The following is a 19,247-nucleotide window of genomic DNA, read 5'->3' as shown; positions in this document are numbered from 1 at the left end:
AATGAATTTTCTGATCGTTTTGGGGGTATTTATTTCCATGGAAGGGGCTACATGGCTGATCCACCGGTATATTATGCACGGCTTTCTGTGGAGCCTGCACCGGGATCATCACGATCATAGCCATAACGGGAAGCTTGAGAGAAATGACCTCTTCTTTTTCATTTTTGCAAGTCCGGCCATCGCTTTGTTATACCTTGGAGTACAGCAGGATTTCAGTTATTGGTTTTTTATCGGCCTGGGAATAAGCCTTTATGGAATGGCCTATTTCTTTGTACACGATATTTTTATTCATCAGAGGACAAAAATTTTTACCCGGACAAAGAATCCATATTTCCTTGCCATCAGGCGGGCTCATAAACAGCACCACAAACATCTGGGAAAAGAAAATGGAGAATGTTTCGGCTTTCTCTGGGTTCCTGTTAAATATTTTAAAATGTATTTCAATAAAAAATGATGCCTTACACTTACATACTGATTAACTTTTTCACTGTCATTATATGTTTTTTGGCTTCTTTTGACAGGAGGATACAATTTAATAAGCTTTTTGCAAAATTTCTTTTGTCGTCTACCATTGTGGCAATTCCTTTCATTATCTGGGATATATGGTTCACCGCAAAAGGGGTTTGGTGGTTTGATCTTAATTACACTCTGGGATTGAAAATAGCAGGACTTCCCATTGAAGAATGGCTGTTTTTTTACTGTATTCCTTTCGCTTGTGTTTTTACATACTATTGTCTGGAAAAATTTTATACCCTCAACCGGGCGGATACTTTAAATAATCTTATTGTATTTACGGCGTTTATTATTCTGGGTGTTGTAGGGCTTCTCTATTATGAAAAAATATATACCCTGCTAACTGTGATCGTAACAATATCCACGCTTTGCTATCTGCATTTTATCGCTAAAAAAGAATGGATAGGAAGGGCCAGCTTTGTATATCTGGTTTTGATGCCCGGATTTTTTGCAGTGAACGGAATCCTGACGGGATCTTTGATTCCTTCGCCAGTTGTTAACTATAATCCTGATGACTTTTTGGGTATCAGAATAGGAACGATCCCTGTAGAAGATGCGGTTTACGGCTACAGTCAGTTTTTACTGAATATCTATTTCTTTAAAAAAATAACTGAAAATCAAAAATAAATACAGGTAACTTGAAAAAAATTAAGTTTTTTTAACAGGATAATTATTTTTCAGGCATGGAAATTGTTTATTTATATACCAATTACTAAAATATCATATTATGAATAATTCAGATTACAACAAAGCCGAAAATGCAGTGGACCAGGCAAAAAATTCTTTAAAAAATGCAGCTGATGAAGCAAAGTGGAAGATCAGCGATTTAGCGGATAAGGCTAAAGATTATATCAACGAAAAAAGAAATAATGATCAGGAAGCAACTCAGGAAGACTGGCTGGAAAGAGTAAAATCAAACGTTTCCGATGCCTGGGAAGATATTAAGGATAAAGCTGATGAAGCATGGGAAAAGACCAAAGATGCGGCTGAAGACGTTAAAGCAGAATGGCGAAAGAAAACCAATTAAGTTAGTTTGACAGATGACCGGAATTCAGAGAGTTCCGGTCATTTATTTATTCATATTTGGTTTATTTATATTTTATTTTATGCGTGTTTAATTCCCAAGGTATATATTTTGTATAAATTTAGTTTATAAATATTCTTTTTGAAATATAAATAGTATATTTGTGTTGTATTTAAATAACAAAAATCTTAAACAAGACAGGAGCATGAATAAAGTGAATATTTTTTGGTTCAGAAGAGATCTCAGACTGGAAGATAATACAGGACTTCATCATGCGCTTCATTCAGGATTAAAGGTGATTCCTGTTTTTATTTTTGATACTGATATACTCACCCGGCTTCAGCATAAAAATGACAGAAGGGTAGATTATATTCATCAGGCTTTACAACGGATTCATCAGGAACTGAAAAAAAATAACAGCGGACTCTATGTTTATTATGGTACCCCAACAGAAGTCTTTAAAAAAATAATTAAGGATTTTAACGTTGGTACCGTATTTTGCAACAGGGATTATGAGCCGCAGGCCATTCAACGGGATCAGCAGATAGCTGAGCTGTTGCTGAAACATCATATCCGGCTAAAAGATTATAAAGATCAGGTCATCTTTGAAAAAAATGATATTCTGAAAGATAATCTTTCTCCCTATACTGTTTTTACCCCCTATTCAAAGAAATGGAAGGAAAATCTGAAAAATATAGAAACGTTTGCTGCCAACTGGACTCATTTTGCAAATTATGACGGACCTTCAGAGATCATTTCACTGGAAGCAATCGGATTTGAGAAAACGGATCTTGAGTTCACAGAACCGGAACTGGACAAAAAAATAATAGATTATTACGGAGAATACCGGGATTTCCCGGCAATGGATCATACCACCCATCTTGGAACAGCACTTCGTTTTGGAACCATTTCGGTCAGAAAATGTGTGCAATATGCTGTTAATCATAATGAAGTATGGCTTAATGAGCTGATCTGGAGGGAATTTTTTATGCAGATCCTTTATCATTTTCCATACGTTGTTCACCATTGTTTTAAAAAGAAATATGAAAATGTTGTATGGAGAAACAACGAAAAAGAATTTAAGGCTTGGTGTGAAGGTAAAACCGGATATCCAATTGTAGATGCCGGAATGAGGCAGCTCAATAAAACCGGATTTATGCACAACAGGGTAAGAATGATTACAGCAGGGTTTCTTACCAAACATCTGCTTATTGACTGGCGCTGGGGAGAAGCTTATTTTGCTGAAAAGCTGCTGGATTACGATCTGGCTGCCAATAACGGAAACTGGCAGTGGGCCGCAGGCTGTGGTTGTGATGCCGCTCCTTATTTCAGGATTTTCAATCCTTATGAACAGACAAAAAAATTTGATAAAGATACTCAGTATATCAGAAAGTGGCTTCCTGAAGATTACAGGGAAAAGCCTATTGTAGAACACACAAAAGCCAGAGAAAGAGCATTGAAGGCTTACAAAGAAGCATTGGCAGAATAGCCGGTTGTATACCTATTCATTATAAAATAAATAACATTGGCTAAAAAAGGAATCCTATTAATTAATCTTGGTTCTCCAAGATCAACGGCAGTAGAAGATGTAAAGGAATATCTGGATGAATTCCTGATGGATGAAAAAGTAATTGATTACCGATGGATTTTTCGGGCACTTCTGGTTCGTGGAATTATTTTAAAGACCCGCCCGGCAAAATCGGCAGAAGCTTATAAAACGGTCTGGACAGACGAAGGGTCACCTCTTATTGTGATAACAAAAAAGATACGGGAAAAGCTGCAAAAGACAGTAGATGTCCCCGTTGAGATCGGCATGAGATATGCAGAACCAAGCATTGAGACAGGCATCAGCAGCCTTGTTGAAAAAGGAGTCACGGAAATTGTATTGTTTCCCCTTTATCCGCAGTATGCCATGAGTACCACTGAAACGGTTATTGAAAAAGCAGAAGAGATCAGAAAGAAAAAATTCCCCGGTGTAAGAATCAACTATGTGCAACCTTTTTATAACCGGGAACTCTATACAGATTGCCTGGCGGAAAGTATCAGGGAGAAACTTCCTGAAAATTTTGATGCCTTATTATTTTCTTACCACGGTGTCCCCGAACGGCATATTTACAAAACAGATCCAACAAAGACATGTAATATGAACGACTGCTGTTACAAAGACACTCATCCCAGTCATTCATTTTGTTATCGCCATCAGTGCTTTAATACCACCGATAGGGTTATCAGAAAGCTTGGATTACCAAAAGATAAGGTCATTGTTTCCTTTCAGTCCAGATTAGGAAAAGACAAATGGATAGAGCCTTACACCGATCATACCTTAGAAACTATTCCTGAAAAAGGAATTAAAAATCTTGCGGTTGTTTGCCCCGCATTTGTTTCAGACTGCCTGGAAACCCTGGAAGAAATTTCCGTTGAGGGAAAAGAACAGTTTCTGGAAGCAGGCGGTGAAAATTTTACCTATATACCCTGCCTGAACGACGAAGACCGCTGGATTGAAGTCATCCGGACCCTGTGTGAAGAACAGCTGAATCAGTTCTATTTAGTATAGTTTTGGTGATATATTGCATAATTCTTTCAGGAATTAGGTATTTTTGTAAACTATTTAACGGATATGAATTATACACTTATTAAAGATTTTATAGACCTGCTGCAGGAGTTTGAAACCGAAGTTCAGGCTTGTCCTGATTTGTATCCGGGAACCATTCAGGGATTTAAAGAATGGGTTTCTGATAAGGAGAAAACAGAAGTCAATCAATCTGAAGAGCCCTACTGGGAAGGAAAAGAGAATGGAAGAACACCGGAAAGTGCCATAAGCACATTGCTTGTGCATCTTAACCGGTATGCGAAAACCTACTCAAAATCTGCCATTGCAGATTCAGAATTTTCTACCCAGGAAGACTTTATATATCTCATTAACCTGAAAGCTTTTGGCGAGATGACCAAGATGGCCCTAATCAAGAAAAATATCCATGATAAGCCTGTGGGGATGCTTATTATTGCCAGATTGTTACGTCAGGGACTTATTGAGCAGACCGATTCTGATCAGGATAAGCGCAGTAAGCTGATCCGTATTACTGAAAGAGGATTGCAGGTTCTGGAAAACCAGATGGAAAAGATCCGCCAGGCGACCAATATCGTAGCCGGAAATCTTAATCACCGTGAAAAGATGGAGCTTATCCGTATTCTAAATAAGCTGGATCGTTTTCATTATCCTATTTTCTCACGAAATATCAATTCAGATCAGCTTATCAATACAGTATATGATGAGTATACATTTTAAGGATTACCGGAGGGTTAATCAGGAGTAAATTATAGTTATCTGAATTTCCTTTTAATATGATAATATCTGACTAATAATCTGTCATACCACAAGGCAAATAAAAGTAAACCGGCAGGAATAACAAGAGTTTTCAACTGAAAATGCTGATAGGTGAGTGCCCCAACAATTCCTCCCAGGAAAAAGCAGAAGATAATCATTAGTTTTAAAAAGATGCTTTTGTTTACCTGTATCCGTTTCCCTTTTTGATGATGAAAAAGCAACAGGGATAACTCAATTCCCAGATCTGTAAACAGCCCTGTGAGATGAGTGGTTCGTACTACAGACTGTGAAACACGTGTGACGAGTGCATTTTGTAGTCCCATGGCAAAAAGCAATGCCGAAGAGATGATCATGGGAGAGTAAAGAGGTATTAAATCAGATGAAAAGGCCACAAAAATAATCATGATAATTTCAATGGATAGAGGAATGATATAGGAACCGTGAGGCTTGTATTTGGCGGTCCATTCAATAGCTAATCCTGAAATAAAGGCACCGGATAAGAAAAATAAAATATACAGCAAATAAATAAGAGCCATTTTATAATTCTTTAAGAATAGTTGTTCTGAAAAAAAAGCAAAATGTCCTGTTACATTGGTGGTTAAGCTGTTTACAGACAAAACCCCGGTGATATTAACCAGTCCGGCTACACCGGATAATATGGAAGCCAGTTTTAAATTATGGGAAAATTTTCGTCCCTTCCCTGTATGTCTAAACATGAATCGTTGCTTTATGTCAAATTTTTTAAATTGAATTTATAGGAGGAAAATCCTTTCTCATATAGCTTCAGTAAACACGCCGGAAAGGTTTAAAGCCTGTATGTTAACTGTAAATATTGGCTATATGGGTGAGTTTCTCCAGATCTTTTAAATGTATTTTTCTTCCTTCCATTCCAATGAGATGTTCTTCCCGGAAATCATGTAGGATCCGGGCTAATGTTTCACTGGCAGTTCCTACCATACTGGCGAGATCTGTTCGGGAGAGGGTGATGTATATTTTATTTTCCAAAGCATCTGCCTTATATTTTTTATGGAGGATTAGTAAACTGAGCGCTACACGTTCCCTAACCGTTCGTTGAGATAAAACCGTCATGAGATTAGCCATTACACTGAATTCATGACTGAGGCTTTTGAGAAGTAATTTGGAAAATACCTCAGACTGATCAAGAATATTCAGAAAATTCTCTTTGGAGATAAAAGCAATAACAGAACCCTCTATGGCTTGTGTTGTATCACCATACGAATCATTACTCAATATAGCCGAATAGCCAAAAAACTCCCCTGCGTTATAGATATAGATAATCTGTTCTCTGCCGTCATTATCAACTTTATATTTTTTTACCTTGCCCTCTTTTAAAAAAAAAATACCGTTTGGAATTGTTCCTTCGGTAAAAATAGCCTCATTTTTACGGTAATTTTTAATCTGCATCACTTTTTGAAGCATCTCTTTATCATAAGGAGGAAGCTCTTCAAAAAGATATTGATTATTAAAAATAAACTTTGAAATCATGGAGTATCAAAGTAATGAATTTTATTCCAATCTAAATTTGACTTAAATCAAATTTATAAAAGATATGCATCATTTCTTCTTTATGGTAAAGCCCATACTTTTGTGAACATAGCCAATCAGCATAAGCTTATGGAATATTTAAAAATTCTGCGTTCTCCGGAAGATCAGCATATGGTAACAGATGCCTATGCAAAATCTGAATATAGATTGAAGAAGAAAAGTATCACTGACACCCCATGGTCAGATTTATTTACTGACCAATTGTATGCTTGTTCCTAAAAATCTTTATTATACTAAAAACCATTTGTGGTTAAGAAAAATAGGACTGTATGATTTCTGTACGGGTATTACAGATTTTGCCCAGAAAGAGATAGGAGAAATACATCTGATTGAATTCAGTAAGGAAGAAATTTTTATAACAAAAGAAAGTTCCTGCGGGGCTGTATATGGTGTAAATAAGACTTTTCCGCTTATTGCTCCCTGTGATGGAAAAGTTGCTGAAATAAACCGGAATATAGCTGTAAGGCCCTCCCATATCAACACAGATCCTTACAGCTGCTGGTTTTTTATTCTGTCAACCCCTGTTTCAACCGATGAATTTTTAACATATGAAGATTATATGAAAATAATAAGATGATTTCTATAGGGCAATTTTATTAAAATTTGCGAACTGAATTACATGGTCTGAATATTATGTATTTTTTTTTGGGTATTACCGCATTTGTGGTAATACCTTTTTTGTAAAGGCCGGATATCCTTATCCTGAACTGAGGTTTGCTTAAATATTTTACTGAATTACTGCTGTCGTATATAAGCTGTTCAAACCAGGCAGAGCCGTTTCGTAATTCTGTGCTATTCTTCCGCTGAAACAGACTACCTGTTCGTTTATGTTTGATGATAACTTTGCATCATTACAATAACAAAAAAAAAATTAAATGAGTAAAATAGTTTTTATTACAGGAGCATCAAAAGGATTCGGAAAATTATGGACTGAAGCACTTTTGAAAAGAGGAGACAAGGTAGCGGCTACAGCCAGAAATATTTCGGCTCTGGAAGATCTGAAAAATCAATACGGAGATCATATTCTTCCTTTAAAACTGGATGTTAACAACCGTTCAGAAGTCTTTGAAGTTACAGATCAGGTTAAAAAACATTTTGGAAGAATTGATGTTTTGATTAACAATGCAGGTTTTGGCTTATTCGGAACAACAGAAGAAACAACAGAACAGCAGGCCAGGGAGCAGATGGAAACCAATTTCTTTGGTTCATTATGGGTTGCACAAGCGGTTCTGCCGGTAATGAGAAAACAGAAAAGCGGACATATAATTCAGATTTCAAGCTTTTTGGGATTAACAACTTTACCCCTTTTGGGATTATACAATGCGTCAAAATTTGCAGTCGAAGGTTTAATTGAGACTATCGGTTCCGAAACGGCCCATTTGGGAATAAAAACCACTTTAATTGAACCTAACGGGTTTGCAACAGATTGGGCGGGGGCTTCTGCGGTTCAGACATCTTCGGATATTGCAGATTATAACCCGGTGCGTGCAGCTTTTGCTGAAAGCGGAGATAATCCGGATATCTGGGGAAAACCGGAAGCCACGGTTGAACCTGTTTTAAATCTTATCGACAGCCAAAATCCTCCGCAAAGATTATTGTTCGGTAAAATTGCTTACTATGGTATCAATGAGGTATACAGGAAAAGACTGGAAGATATTGAGAGCTGGAAAGAAGTCAGTATAGCCGCACACGGCCATTAATCAGATATTATTCCAAAAGCGCAGGATATATCAACCTTTTTTTAGGATAAAATAATCCTGCTTCCGGCAAATTATTTTTAACTTAGATAAAATTAAACCGATGCAACATTATAAAACCCTTACGGAATTACATTTAGGTAATCATTGGAACGCTCCGGAACATCCGCTTTTCAGTATGATAGGCTGCCAGTCTGAATGTAAATTAGGGAATAGGGAGTTTACCACAGATTGCTATATGATTGCTTTCAAAAAAATTAAATCAGGCATTTTTATGTATGGAAGAACACCGTACGACCACAATAACGGATGTCTTTTTTTTGCTAAGCCAAGACAGATTATCGAGATGAAAAATCTTGAATTTGAAGAAAAAGGATATATGCTGATGATTCATGAAGATTATCTGCACGGGCATGAACTTTTCAGGGAAATAGAAAAGTACAGCTTTTTTGACTATGAAGTGACGGAAGCCCTGCATCTTTCTCCCAAAGAAGAACAGATTATTTTGGAGCTCCATTCCAAAATTCAGGGAGAATATCAGAATAATCCTGATGAATACAGCCGGGATATTATTTTAAGCCATATTTCGTCTATCCTGAAATATGCACAGCGATATTACAAGAGACAGTTTATAGACAGAGCGCAGGTAAACGGGAAAACTGCTTCCAGATTTAATGAGGCCCTGAAGAAATATCTGGAGGATGGTTTGCTTGAAACAAACGGGCTTCCTAATGTGGCATTTTTAGCAGAAAAGCTTTTTGTTTCTCCAAGATATCTGAGTGACTTATTAAAGCAGGAAACAGGAAAAACGGCCATGGAGCTCATCCATATTTTTATGATTTCCGAAGCGAAAAACCTGTTGAGATTAGGCGAAAAAGGAGTTGCTGAGATTGCCTATGAACTGGGCTTCGAAAACGCGTCTTACTTCACCAGATTATTCAAAAAACAAACGGGAATGAAACCTCTGGAGTTCAGAAAATCCCAGATGAATTAAATTAGCTATGACGGAGGCTGTTTCATTTTTGAAACAGCCTTTTTAATTTCTGTAAATCTGTGCTATTATTACTACGAAATGTTCTATTTATTCAGAGATAATGACTCTATCTTTGGCTTATTAAATCATTGAAAATCAAAACAGATGAAAACCAGGATCAATCTCTTTATTTTGCTTGCTTACTTCGGATTAGCCAATGCACAGCTTGAACAGGCAGCGGTTTCAGGTACTGTTTGGAATGGTGTAACCACAAGTGCGGAAGGAAGAATTTTTGTTAACTTTCCGAGAATAGAAGGGGATAAAGGAATCCGGATAGGCGAAGTCCTGAAAAACGGAAAAATTATTCCCTATCCCGATTCAGAATGGAATAAATGGAAACCCGGGGCAGATGCCGCTCATAAATTTGTAAGAACCAATTCGCTGAGAATAGGACCAGACGGCCTGCTTTGGGTAGTAGATACGGGAACCCCTTCGATGGGACAGAATCCTTTACCCGGAAATGCTTTGAAGCTAATTTCCATTAATATTAAAACCAATACCGTTCAGCAGATTATCCCTCTCTCGGGAATCGCAAAACCATCAACTTTTATAGATGACCTTAGGATCTCCGGAAATACTATTTATCTTACAGATGCGGGAGAACCGGCTTTAATTGTCTTGGATAAAGCTACAGGAAAGGGCAGGCGTGTTTTGGAAAACCATCCCTCAACAACAGATCATTTACCTATACAGGCCGAAGGAAGGATAATGAAAGATGAAAAAGGAAATGAAGTCAGGATTCATGCAGACCAGCTGGAAATTTCTCCTGATGGAAAATGGCTTTACTTTCAGCCTGCAAGCGGGCCGCTCTGGAGAGTGGAAACAAAATATCTGAATGATGGAAATACATCTGAGGAACAGTTAGCTTCCAGGGTGGAATTGTTTTATAAAACCCCGTCAACCGGCGGAACAGCCATAGATGCAGATGGAAATATCTATCTAAGTGATGTTAATAAAAGTGAAATCATCAGAATATCACCGGAAGGAAAAGAAAGTCTGGTCATTAAAGATAAAAAACTGCTTTGGGCTGACGCTTTATGGATTGATGACAATGGATACTTATGGATTCCGGCTGGTCAGCTGAATCGGCTGGCAGGTTTTCAGGGCGGTAAAAGTAAGGTGAAATTCCCGGTGGTGATTTATAAGATGAAAATCAATGCAAAACCTCAGAGGAATTAGATTCAGAAAATCAATTATATTCAACAAATTACAATAATTATGAAAGCAATTGTATTAAAAGAAGCCGGAAATGTAGACAATTTAGAATATGCAGAATTGGCAAAACCAACGATTGGCGAAGGTGAAGTATTAATAAAGGTAAAAGCCATCAGCATCAATCCGGTTGATGTAAAAAGCCGTGCCGGAAAAGGAGTGTACGGTAGAATCAGAACAGAAAATCCATTGATTTTAGGATGGGATGTTTCCGGAATTGTAGAAGAAAGTCAAAGCCAGGATTTTAAAGTGGGTGATGAGGTCTTTGGAATGGTTAATTTCCCCGGACACGGAAAGGCTTACGCAGAATATGTTGCCGCTCCGGCTAATCAATTGGCATTAAAACCTCAGAATATTTCTTTTGAAGAGGCTGCCGCTTCTACGCTGGTAGCTCTTACCGCTTATCAGGCTTTGGTTCACAATGCCAATATTCAGAAGGGGCAAAATGTTTTGATTCATGCAGCTTCCGGAGGTGTGGGGCACATTGCGGTACAGCTTGCCAGACATTTGGGGGCAAAAGTTACCGGAACTTCTTCAGCAAAAAATAAAGACTTCGTATTAGGTTTAGGAGCAGATTCGCATATCGATTACCACAGTTTCAATTGGAAATCAGCCGGAAGAACTTTTGATTTTGTATTGGATACGATTGGCGGAGATAATATTGATCATTCTCTGGAAGTAACAAAAGATGGCGGTTCCATCATCAGCATCCCAACCGGTTTGAACGAAGAAGTAACCTCAAAAGCAGAATCCAGAGGGGTGAAGGGCTATTTTATTCTCGTGCAGTCCAGTGGGGAAGATATGAAGAAGATTGCTTTTTTACTGGAAAGTGGCGCTATTAAAGCCCATGTTTCAAAAATATTCCCTTTCAGTGAAATGAAGGAAGCACATCTGGAGCTGGAAACCGGAAGAACAGTGGGGAAAATTGTCGTTAGTCTGTAATAAACATTATTAAAAAATGAATTCTAAAAATATAACATTATGGGTAGCTGCATTGATTTCATTGGCCTCCTGTAATAAATCCCCGAATAGGGCAGATAAAGCTATCCCTGAAACTTCAACAGCGAAAAATGCACAGTTAGAAGAGGTTTTTTCAGACAGTACTTATCAGCTGACCGGTGTTGCTGCTGCAAAGGATAACAGGATTTTTGTGAATTATCCGTATTGGACGGACACCCACTCTTATTCAGTTATTGAAGTGAAAAACGGAAAGCCTGTTCCTTATCCCGACGAAGAATGGAACAGCTTCCAAAAAGGGGAGGACGGCCAAAATAAGTTCGTGACGGTACAATCTGTAGTAGCTGACGACAAAGGTTTTCTTTGGATTGTAGATGCAGCAGGAATTGGTCTGGGAAAAGTTTATCAGAACAGCAGTAAGGTAGTGAAAATCAATCTGGCAACAAATACCATTGAAAGAATCTACAGATTTCCGGGTAGTGTAGTGGGGGAAAATGTTTATATTAATGATATCCGTGTCGACAATCAAAATGGTTTTGCTTATTTAACCGATTCAAATACCGGTGGAATTGTTGTTTTAAATACTAAAAGTGGAGAATCAAGACTGGTCTTAGCAAATTCACCTTCTGTAAAATCAGACCCGGACTATCATTTTGCCCCGTTGGGCACCGAGCTCAAAAAAGGCGATGGCTCTTTATTGAAGGTGAATTCAGATGGAATTGCCCTTACTCCCGATAATCAGTATTTATATTACAAACCCCTTACCGATAACCGTTTATACAGAATTAAAACCGAACTGCTGAGGAATTTTGAAACAGCTGATGAGATATTAAACAAAAACGTGGAAGACTTGGGGAAATTTATCACAACAGACGGAATGATTTTCGACAAAAAAGGAAATCTTTATCTGGGAGATTTAGAGAAAAATTCAATTGTGAAAGTAACACCGGACCTGAAAATGCATACGATGATAAAAGATGACGAAAAGCTGATCTGGCCTGACAGCTATAGTATTTCTGATGATGGATATTTATATATTTCCAACTCGCAGATACAGTTAATGCCCTGGTTTCATAAAGGAAAAGAAGAATTTAAAAGACCTTTTAAAGTTTTCAGAATTAAAATTTAAAATAAGAGGAAATGTGTTATTGACTAATTCAAACAAAAAAATCTTTGATTTTTTAAACTTAAGTGTTCTTCTCACCAATTAACTATTTCCTAAAATCAACTTAAGTGTTTAAAATCTTTTGTGCCTTTTGACTACGTCGAGCTTTCGGTTTGTGGTTAAATAAAAAAAGTTTAAACAGTTTTTTTATGAAATTCACAGTTTAACTCTTTTAAGGTTGAAAGAAAGATGATTTACTTATATTTGCTCTGCAAAGTAAAATTAAATGTTCAAAAAAGTAAGTACTGTATTTATCCTTGGATTTTATACGGTTTTTTGTTCGGCCCAGCAGGTCCGGCCCTCTAAATCATCTGAAATTTACCGGGAACTCAAGACCCTTAAACAGCTGCGTAAAGTTTTATACCTTGCGGCTCATCCTGATGATGAGAATACAGGATTACTCTCCTGGTTAATCAACGATCAAAATGTAGAAACGGGCTATTTATCCTTAACCAGAGGTGATGGCGGGCAGAACTTATTAGGCACAGAGCAGGGTGCTGCATTGGGATTAATAAGAACACATGAGCTTTTAGAGGCAAGAAAGCTAGACGGAGCCCAACAGTTTTTTACCCGTGCGATTGATTTCGGGTTCTCTAAAAATACAACAGACACCTTCAAACAATGGGATGAAAATAGCATTACGGCTGATGTAGTCTGGGTAATCCGTCAATTCCGTCCGGATGTTATCATTTGTCGTTTTCCTCCTACGGCTGCGGCAGGACACGGACAGCATGCGGCTTCGGCGGTGGTTGCAGAAAAAGCTTTTAAGCTGGCAGGCGATAAAACCGCTTTCCCGGATCAATTAAAATATGGTAATGTATGGCAGCCCAAACGCGTATTGTGGAATACCTTCCGTTTTGGTGGAGTCAATACAACAGCTGAAAATCAACTGAAAGTTACCGTTGGGCAATATGATGCGCAATTGGGAATGGGCTATGGTGAATTGGCCGGATTAAGCAGAAGCTTACATAAAAGCCAGGGAGCAGGAACGCAGTCTGTAGCCGGCATCAGAACTGAATATTTTGCACACGTTAGTGGCGAACCTGCAAAAAAAACACTTTTTGACGGAATCGTTAAAACCTGGACTTCACAAGGAAACGCTGATATTGACCAGTCATTAGATAAAATTATTTCCGCTTTCAATTTCAATAATCCCGACCTCAGCTTACCTGCTTTGCTTGCTTTACGCAAAAAGGTGGTGGCGCTACAGGATGGAGATCTGAAAAAGGATAAACTTAAATCTCTTGACAATATTATTTTAAGTTGCGCAGGATTTATGGGCGAGGTCGTTACCAATCAGGCTGAAGCGGTTGCCGGGGATCATTATAATTTCAGGTTAAATCTGATATCAAGAGCCGCAAATCCTGTTGTTCTGGAAAATGTACAGTGGTTAAATACGTCAGAAAGTTTCAACAGAAAACTATCAAAAGATTCTTTAATTACCATTCAGCATGACATTCAGATTCCTGCGGATGCAGCACTCACCGAACCTTACTGGTTGGCAAAACCTCCTGTAAATGCAGCAACTTTCTCAGTCCCGAATGATACTTTAGTCGGTTTGCCCGAAGCAGAATCACCACTGAATGTTTTGCTGGATTTAAGAATCGGTTCGGAAAAGTTTCAGGTTAAACTTCCTTTGTCGTTCAAGAAATTAGACCCGGTGCGTGGTGATGTGGTCGAAGCCCTGCGTATTGTTCCTGCATTGGAACTGAAATTTACACAACCGCTTTATTGGGCCAAAGAAAATGAAGACTTACATTTGAGTTTAAATTTCAAGGTTAATTCTAAAAGACAGTACGGTAACGGTACTCTGAACCTGATGTATAACGGAGAACGGTTAGGTGGCACCCATATAAATTCACTCAGTGGGAACGATTTTACTGTTGATTACGTTATTCCAAAAACGAAGCTTGCCGCAATACAGTCATCCCGCCTGCAATTGGATGCAGATTTTGTCGCAGATGGAGTTGCTTATAATAAAAAACAGGTATTAATTCAGTACCCGCATTTACCCTCCTTACAATATTTTGCGCCTGCAACTGCAACTGTAATGAAAGGCGATATTCAGGCGAAGGTTAAAAAAGTGGGGTACATAGAAGGAGCGGGAGATTTCATTCCTGATTTCCTGCGCATTGCAGGTATTCAGGTAGATGTTTTGAAAGACGGGGATTTTTATGGAAACATAGATGAATCTGGTGAAAGTAAAGGTCAGAACAAGCTATCACAATATGATGCCATTGTACTTGGTGTTCGTGCCAATAACACAGAGAAAAAGCTGGGTCGCTGGATGCCCTTTTTATGGTCATATGTAAAAGCCGGAGGTAATCTGGTGATGCAGTATAACACCAATCAGGATACCACCGTTGACACATTGGGAATGTACAGTTTCAGTATTGCCAATAAGCGTGTTACCGAAGAAAATGCTGCGGTTAAGTTTTTAAATCCTGATCATAAATTACTGAACTTCCCGAACAAAATTACTGCGGATGATTTTAAAGGCTGGGTACAGGAGCGTGGGGCTTATTTCCCTGCTCAATGGGATGCAGCGTATGAACCGCTTTTTGAAATGCACGATACCGGTGAAGAGCCTCTGCAGGGATCAACTTTATATGCCCGATACGGGAAAGGTAATTTTATTTATACCCCGTTGGCCTTTTTCAGACAGCTGCCTGCAGGAAATGTTGGGGCGGCACGTTTATTTTTTAACTTTTTAGCTGCACAGAAAAACTGATGAACAAGCAACTTAAAAATTGGAATACCTGGTACATACTATTAGCCTTTGCATTAGTATTACAGATCGCATTTTATTATTGGTTTACTAAATTCTGGGCATGAGTAATACAGATTGGACAGTTCTCATTTTTACACTTGTTGCAGTGGTGGTTTACGGCGTATTCATCGGTCGTGGCCAGAAAAGCAACGAATCATACCTGAAAGCAGATAATAAAATGCCGTGGTATATTGTACTTTTAGGTATTATGGCTACCCAGGCAAGCGCTATTACATTCCTTTCAGCACCGGGTCAGGCTTATACGGACGGTATGCGTTTCGTTCAGTATTACTTTGGTCTGCCTTTGGCAATGATTGTGATCTGTATTACTTTCATTCCGATTTTTCAGCGTTTAAATGTTTACACTGCCTATGAATATTTGGAAAACCGTTTTGATAAGAAAACGAGGGTGCTCACTTCACTGCTTTTTCTTTTTTCCAGAGGATTATCAACAGGAATCAGCATTTATGCTCCCAGTATCATCTTATCAAGTGTTTTAAACTGGAATATTTATTTAACCAATGTTTTAACAGGCGGTATCCTGCTGATTTATACCTATGTTGGCGGTGCAAAAGCGATCGCTCACACCCAGAAATTGCAGTTTCTCATTATCCTGGGAACAATGGCTTTTGCCGGCTACCTGCTTATTCAGAATATGCCGGATGGAATTGGTTTTAATGATGCGCTGTATCTGGCGGGGAAATCAGGGAAGCTCAATGTAATCACTACAGATTTCGACTGGAAAGATAAATACAATATCTGGAGCGGGCTGATTGGCGGTTTTTTTCTGGCACTTTCTTACTTCGGTACAGACCAGAGCCAGGTAGGGAGGTATATTACAGCGAAAGACAATACCAATGCAAAAATGGGCCTGCTGTTGAACGGATTGGTTAAAATTCCGATGCAGTTTGCGATTCTCCTGATTGGTGCTTTGCTTTTTGCTTTCTTCTCTCTAAAACCGGCTCCGATTTATTTTAACGAACGCTCTTATCAATATTTAAAAGAAACAAAACCAGAACAGGCTGCGGTTTTTGAAAAAGAACATCAGGATTTACAAATAAAATTTAATGCAGAATCGAAAGAAATTCTAAAGCTGAAAGAACATGATTCTCCACAACTCCAAAAAACAATTCAGGATTTTAAAAACACACAAATCCAGGTAAAAGCACTGCACAGCAGGGTAGAGGAAGCCATCAATAATTCAAACTATAATGCCGAGAAAACAGATACCAATTACATTTTCCTGTATTTCGTAAAAAATACCTTACCTGTAGGGATGATCGGTTTACTGTTTGCAGTCATTTTTCTGGCCAGCTGGGGTTCAATTTCAGCAGCACTGAATTCACTGGCTGCCTGCTCCTTAAAAGATGTTCATCTGATATTCAGAAAAGAAATCCCTGATGATGCAACCGAATTGAAGTATAGCCGCCTGCATACTTTAGCCTGGGGAATTTTCTCAATCGGCGTTGCCATGTTTGCCACGCAAATGGGTTCCCTTATTGAGGCGGTTAATGTATTGGGCTCTCTTTTCTACGGTCCGATATTGGGGATTTTTCTTGTCGCATTTTACTATAAAAAAATCAACGGTCCTAATGTATTTATTTCTGCTATTTTATCAGAAATTGCGGTTATTGCCGTTTATCAGTTTGATATCGTTTCTTTCCTTTGGCTTAATGTAATTGGGGCAGCGGCGGTAATTATATTTTCGGCAACCGGTTTATTGTTTTATAAGCCAAAAGCAGTAAATTCGTAAACAAACAACAAACAAAAATATTATGAAAACAATGTTCAAGTCTGCTACCGTACTTTTCGCTGCAATGACGATTTCAGTAAATGCCTTTGCACAGGATACTAAAAAACCTAAAAGCCCTCCGGCTACTGCAACGGGAAAAATTAAAGATGCAACCATTACCATTGCCTACAGCAGCCCTTCCGTTAGAGGGCGTACAATCTGGGGTGGTTTAGAAGCTTATGATAAAGTCTGGCGTGCGGGAGCCAATGAAGCAACTACTTTCGAAACAGATAAAGACATTACCGTTCAGGGAAAAAAACTGCCTGCAGGTAAATACAGCTTTTTCTTAATCCCTAAAGAATCCGGAACCTGGACTGCGATTTTTAACAAAGAACCAAAACAATGGGGCGCTTATAAATACGAGCAGGCTAAAGATGCTTTACGTGTTGATGTAAAAACAAAAGCTTTACAGGCAACACAGGAAAATTTAGTGTATAAAATAAATAGTAATGGATTCACAATGGATTGGGACAAAATCTCAGTTCCTGTAGAGATAAAATAAATTTAAAATATGATAAATTAAATCCCGGAATTAACGGGATTTTTTTGTTTATTGTATCAAAGATTACGATTAAGGTAATTTCAGACTGTCTATTTAAAACAGACTAAGCATTTTTTAATCAGGAAGCCATAAGACGGTATGGTATTGATGAATGGATTAAAAAAAGAAGTAATGGATAGGATTAAAGAATTTGCTGAAAAAATTCTGACGAAATAAGCTGAATGCCGGACTAATTTAAATTTAATGATCTGGTTAATTTTAATGATCCGTGAGAAAATTATGTGCAAGGGGAAAGGCCTGGGCGTTTCTGAAAGGATAGATCTTGGAGTTCAGTAGGATATAAGAACTATCTGTTTACAGATATAGAAAGTATTTTGAATTTACCTTATTGAAAATCAATTGTTTTTTTTGAAGGGGAAATCAACTTATGCTGCACTACAGCTATCTAAAGAAGATTCTTTGGTAGGTTCTTTAATGCCGGAGAAAAGCTAATGGAAATTTCATGTTACTGTTAAACCCGATTATAAAACAAAAATAATTACTGCATTACGATATTGGGCTTTCCAGTCAGCTACCAGCTATTCACTCCATTCTGAAGAGCCTTTTCATAGTGCTCTTTATTAAAGGAATAGAGATCTTGTGGCTTATGAGCACCGCCTGTTCGCAGTTCGTCCAATTTAGTCAGAATTCCTAAATTTTTTATTTTTCTATAGAAGTTACCCCTGTTCAGATTCCTGCCTAATATCGTTTCATATAGCCGCTGCAATTCTGTCATTGTAAATTTTTCTGGCAGTAAGTTGTAGCCGATAGGCTTGTAAGTTATTCGTTCCCTGAGTGTTAATAGCGCTTTTAAGATGATCTGCTTATGGTCCATTGTGATGGAATACTGATCAAGGTTATTCACATCCAGCCATTCAAATTCGTGGCTTAATTCATCAGCTTTTGGGGAAACGTCATTGTAGTTCACAAGCGCATAATAACCGATAGAAATAAACCTTTGCTTATGCCATAAACTATCATCATAATCACTGAAAACTTCCTCATTTCGGCCATTATCCCCAAAAACGGAAAACTCTTCCAAAAAAATATCCGTTACACCCGCGCGGTCACGGAGAATTCTTATTGCTGCATTATCTATATTCTCTTCCTTTTTAAGATAGCCTCCTGGCAGAAACCATTGCTCGTTAAACTTCATCTTAATAGCCAGTACCTTAAGCTCATTTTCACTGAATCCAAAAATAACAGTGTCAATAGAAATATGGGGAATATATAACTGGTAAGCTTCAGCTGATTTTTGTAAGATCTGTTTACGGGGATTCATTTTTATTTTCATTGTTCTTGGTGAACAAATTTAAGGGGATATTCATGAAGGAGCAAACATCTATGCTTTTTGGTAACATATAGATTATAATTCTGAGGCAATAAATGCTTTTTTTTCGGAGTATTTTTAATTATTTGTTTTTTATTTAACTGTAAATCAATTATATAAAATAATGTTAAAAAAAATTAACATTGATTTGGTTGTATCAGGAAAAGAATGTAATATTGGGTTGCTTCATTATGAAGCAACTAAAATTAGTAGGAGATATCAAAATATAAATAAAATAGGCTTATTGGCTATTTATTTGATTTTAAACAAGTTATTTGTCTGGAATTCAATGTCTCCTTATGTAATCCAACTAAAAACAGAT

At 37.8% G+C, this 19,247-nt stretch carries 18 protein-coding genes; 15 read left to right on the top strand and 3 right to left on the bottom strand.

Annotated features, from left to right (window positions below):
• The first annotated feature begins 1 nt into the window (after position 1).
• The 6 genes from AOB46_RS01935 (at position 2) to AOB46_RS01910 (ending at position 4,823) form a co-directional block, all read left to right on the top strand.
• Positions 2-454 carry a sterol desaturase family protein gene (locus tag AOB46_RS01935; RefSeq protein WP_062696344.1) on the top strand — a complete coding sequence of 151 codons (453 nt, stop codon included), beginning with the start codon at positions 2-4 and terminating at the stop codon, positions 452-454.
• Positions 451-1,140, top strand: a complete 690-nt coding sequence (locus tag AOB46_RS01930) for a lycopene cyclase domain-containing protein (protein WP_062696343.1) — start codon at positions 451-453, stop codon at positions 1,138-1,140. Before AOB46_RS01935 ends, AOB46_RS01930 begins: the two co-directional genes overlap by 4 nt.
• A gap of 100 nt (positions 1,141-1,240) precedes the next feature.
• Entirely contained in the window at positions 1,241-1,540 is a 300-nt protein-coding gene (locus tag AOB46_RS01925) for a hypothetical protein (protein ID WP_082376997.1), read from the top strand.
• 202 nt (positions 1,541-1,742) lie between these two features.
• Complete coding sequence (locus AOB46_RS01920) at positions 1,743-3,026, top strand: cryptochrome/photolyase family protein (protein WP_062696788.1); 1,284 nt, start codon at positions 1,743-1,745, stop codon at positions 3,024-3,026.
• 36 nt (positions 3,027-3,062) lie between these two features.
• Positions 3,063-4,091 carry a ferrochelatase gene (gene hemH, locus AOB46_RS01915; RefSeq protein ID WP_062696342.1) on the top strand — a complete coding sequence of 343 codons (1,029 nt, stop codon included), beginning with the start codon at positions 3,063-3,065 and terminating at the stop codon, positions 4,089-4,091.
• Between the two features lie 63 nt (positions 4,092-4,154).
• Entirely contained in the window at positions 4,155-4,823 is a 669-nt protein-coding gene (locus AOB46_RS01910) for a MarR family winged helix-turn-helix transcriptional regulator (protein WP_062696341.1), read from the top strand.
• Between the two features lie 35 nt (positions 4,824-4,858).
• Here AOB46_RS01910 and AOB46_RS01905 read toward each other — a convergent pair whose 3' ends face one another.
• Together AOB46_RS01905 and AOB46_RS01900 are read right to left on the bottom strand one after the other, a co-directional pair.
• The gene (locus AOB46_RS01905) at positions 4,859-5,578 is read right to left on the bottom strand and encodes a YoaK family protein (protein WP_062696340.1); all 720 of its coding nucleotides are present in this window, start codon (positions 5,576-5,578) and stop codon (positions 4,859-4,861) included.
• A 103-nt stretch (positions 5,579-5,681) separates the two neighbouring features.
• Complete coding sequence (locus AOB46_RS01900) at positions 5,682-6,368, bottom strand: Crp/Fnr family transcriptional regulator (protein ID WP_062696339.1); 687 nt, start codon at positions 6,366-6,368, stop codon at positions 5,682-5,684.
• Between the two features lie 265 nt (positions 6,369-6,633).
• Here AOB46_RS01900 and AOB46_RS01895 point away from each other — a divergent pair, with 265 nt between their 5' ends.
• The 9 genes from AOB46_RS01895 (at position 6,634) to AOB46_RS01855 (ending at position 17,556) form a co-directional block, all read left to right on the top strand.
• The gene (locus AOB46_RS01895; RefSeq protein WP_062696338.1) at positions 6,634-7,005 is read left to right on the top strand and encodes a glycine cleavage system protein H; all 372 of its coding nucleotides are present in this window, start codon (positions 6,634-6,636) and stop codon (positions 7,003-7,005) included.
• A 298-nt stretch (positions 7,006-7,303) separates the two neighbouring features.
• Positions 7,304-8,128, top strand: coding sequence for an SDR family NAD(P)-dependent oxidoreductase (locus AOB46_RS01890; protein WP_062696337.1), 825 nt, complete (start codon positions 7,304-7,306; stop codon positions 8,126-8,128).
• A 100-nt stretch (positions 8,129-8,228) separates the two neighbouring features.
• On the top strand, positions 8,229-9,119 hold the full coding sequence (locus AOB46_RS01885; protein WP_062696336.1) for a helix-turn-helix domain-containing protein: 891 nt from the start codon (positions 8,229-8,231) through the stop codon (positions 9,117-9,119).
• A gap of 144 nt (positions 9,120-9,263) precedes the next feature.
• The gene (locus AOB46_RS01880) at positions 9,264-10,337 is read left to right on the top strand and encodes an L-dopachrome tautomerase-related protein (protein WP_062696335.1); all 1,074 of its coding nucleotides are present in this window, start codon (positions 9,264-9,266) and stop codon (positions 10,335-10,337) included.
• Positions 10,338-10,376: 39 nt separating this feature from the next.
• Positions 10,377-11,312, top strand: coding sequence for an NADP-dependent oxidoreductase (locus AOB46_RS01875; RefSeq protein WP_062696334.1), 936 nt, complete (start codon positions 10,377-10,379; stop codon positions 11,310-11,312).
• Positions 11,313-11,328: 16 nt separating this feature from the next.
• The gene (locus tag AOB46_RS01870) at positions 11,329-12,456 is read left to right on the top strand and encodes an L-dopachrome tautomerase-related protein (RefSeq protein ID WP_082376996.1); all 1,128 of its coding nucleotides are present in this window, start codon (positions 11,329-11,331) and stop codon (positions 12,454-12,456) included.
• A gap of 262 nt (positions 12,457-12,718) precedes the next feature.
• Positions 12,719-15,223 carry a PIG-L family deacetylase gene (locus tag AOB46_RS01865; protein ID WP_062696333.1) on the top strand — a complete coding sequence of 835 codons (2,505 nt, stop codon included), beginning with the start codon at positions 12,719-12,721 and terminating at the stop codon, positions 15,221-15,223.
• 100 nt (positions 15,224-15,323) lie between these two features.
• Complete coding sequence (locus AOB46_RS01860) at positions 15,324-17,015, top strand: sodium:solute symporter (protein ID WP_062696332.1); 1,692 nt, start codon at positions 15,324-15,326, stop codon at positions 17,013-17,015.
• Positions 17,016-17,037: 22 nt separating this feature from the next.
• The gene (locus AOB46_RS01855) at positions 17,038-17,556 is read left to right on the top strand and encodes a DUF2911 domain-containing protein (RefSeq protein ID WP_062696331.1); all 519 of its coding nucleotides are present in this window, start codon (positions 17,038-17,040) and stop codon (positions 17,554-17,556) included.
• A 571-nt stretch (positions 17,557-18,127) separates the two neighbouring features.
• Here the strand turns inward: AOB46_RS01855 and AOB46_RS01850 are convergent.
• The gene (locus AOB46_RS01850; protein WP_062696786.1) at positions 18,128-18,877 is read right to left on the bottom strand and encodes an NUDIX hydrolase; all 750 of its coding nucleotides are present in this window, start codon (positions 18,875-18,877) and stop codon (positions 18,128-18,130) included.
• Positions 18,878-19,247: the final 370 nt, after the last annotated feature.

The organism is Chryseobacterium indologenes, from assembly GCF_001295265.1.
Lineage (GTDB): Bacteria > Bacteroidota > Bacteroidia > Flavobacteriales > Weeksellaceae > Chryseobacterium > Chryseobacterium indologenes_A.
This window is presented reverse-complemented; position numbering and strand designations above follow the sequence as displayed.

Excerpts from the sequence above, each read along its gene's own strand:
- AOB46_RS01935 (WP_062696344.1), top strand. The coding sequence starts at position 2 with ATGAATTTTCTGATCGTTTTGGGGGTATTTATTTCCATGGAAGGGGCT.
- AOB46_RS01930 (WP_062696343.1), top strand. The coding sequence starts at position 451 with ATGATGCCTTACACTTACATACTGATTAACTTTTTCACTGTCATTATA.
- AOB46_RS01925 (WP_082376997.1), top strand. The coding sequence starts at position 1,241 with ATGAATAATTCAGATTACAACAAAGCCGAAAATGCAGTGGACCAGGCA.
- AOB46_RS01920 (WP_062696788.1), top strand. The coding sequence starts at position 1,743 with ATGAATAAAGTGAATATTTTTTGGTTCAGAAGAGATCTCAGACTGGAA.
- AOB46_RS01910 (WP_062696341.1), top strand. The coding sequence starts at position 4,155 with ATGAATTATACACTTATTAAAGATTTTATAGACCTGCTGCAGGAGTTT.
- AOB46_RS01905 (WP_062696340.1), bottom strand. The coding sequence starts at position 5,578 with ATGTTTAGACATACAGGGAAGGGACGAAAATTTTCCCATAATTTAAAA.
- AOB46_RS01900 (WP_062696339.1), bottom strand. The coding sequence starts at position 6,368 with ATGATTTCAAAGTTTATTTTTAATAATCAATATCTTTTTGAAGAGCTT.
- AOB46_RS01895 (WP_062696338.1), top strand. The coding sequence starts at position 6,634 with ATGCTTGTTCCTAAAAATCTTTATTATACTAAAAACCATTTGTGGTTA.
- AOB46_RS01890 (WP_062696337.1), top strand. The coding sequence starts at position 7,304 with ATGAGTAAAATAGTTTTTATTACAGGAGCATCAAAAGGATTCGGAAAA.
- AOB46_RS01885 (WP_062696336.1), top strand. The coding sequence starts at position 8,229 with ATGCAACATTATAAAACCCTTACGGAATTACATTTAGGTAATCATTGG.
- AOB46_RS01880 (WP_062696335.1), top strand. The coding sequence starts at position 9,264 with ATGAAAACCAGGATCAATCTCTTTATTTTGCTTGCTTACTTCGGATTA.
- AOB46_RS01875 (WP_062696334.1), top strand. The coding sequence starts at position 10,377 with ATGAAAGCAATTGTATTAAAAGAAGCCGGAAATGTAGACAATTTAGAA.
- AOB46_RS01870 (WP_082376996.1), top strand. The coding sequence starts at position 11,329 with ATGAATTCTAAAAATATAACATTATGGGTAGCTGCATTGATTTCATTG.
- AOB46_RS01865 (WP_062696333.1), top strand. The coding sequence starts at position 12,719 with ATGTTCAAAAAAGTAAGTACTGTATTTATCCTTGGATTTTATACGGTT.
- AOB46_RS01860 (WP_062696332.1), top strand. The coding sequence starts at position 15,324 with ATGAGTAATACAGATTGGACAGTTCTCATTTTTACACTTGTTGCAGTG.
- AOB46_RS01855 (WP_062696331.1), top strand. The coding sequence starts at position 17,038 with ATGAAAACAATGTTCAAGTCTGCTACCGTACTTTTCGCTGCAATGACG.
- AOB46_RS01850 (WP_062696786.1), bottom strand. The coding sequence starts at position 18,877 with ATGAATCCCCGTAAACAGATCTTACAAAAATCAGCTGAAGCTTACCAG.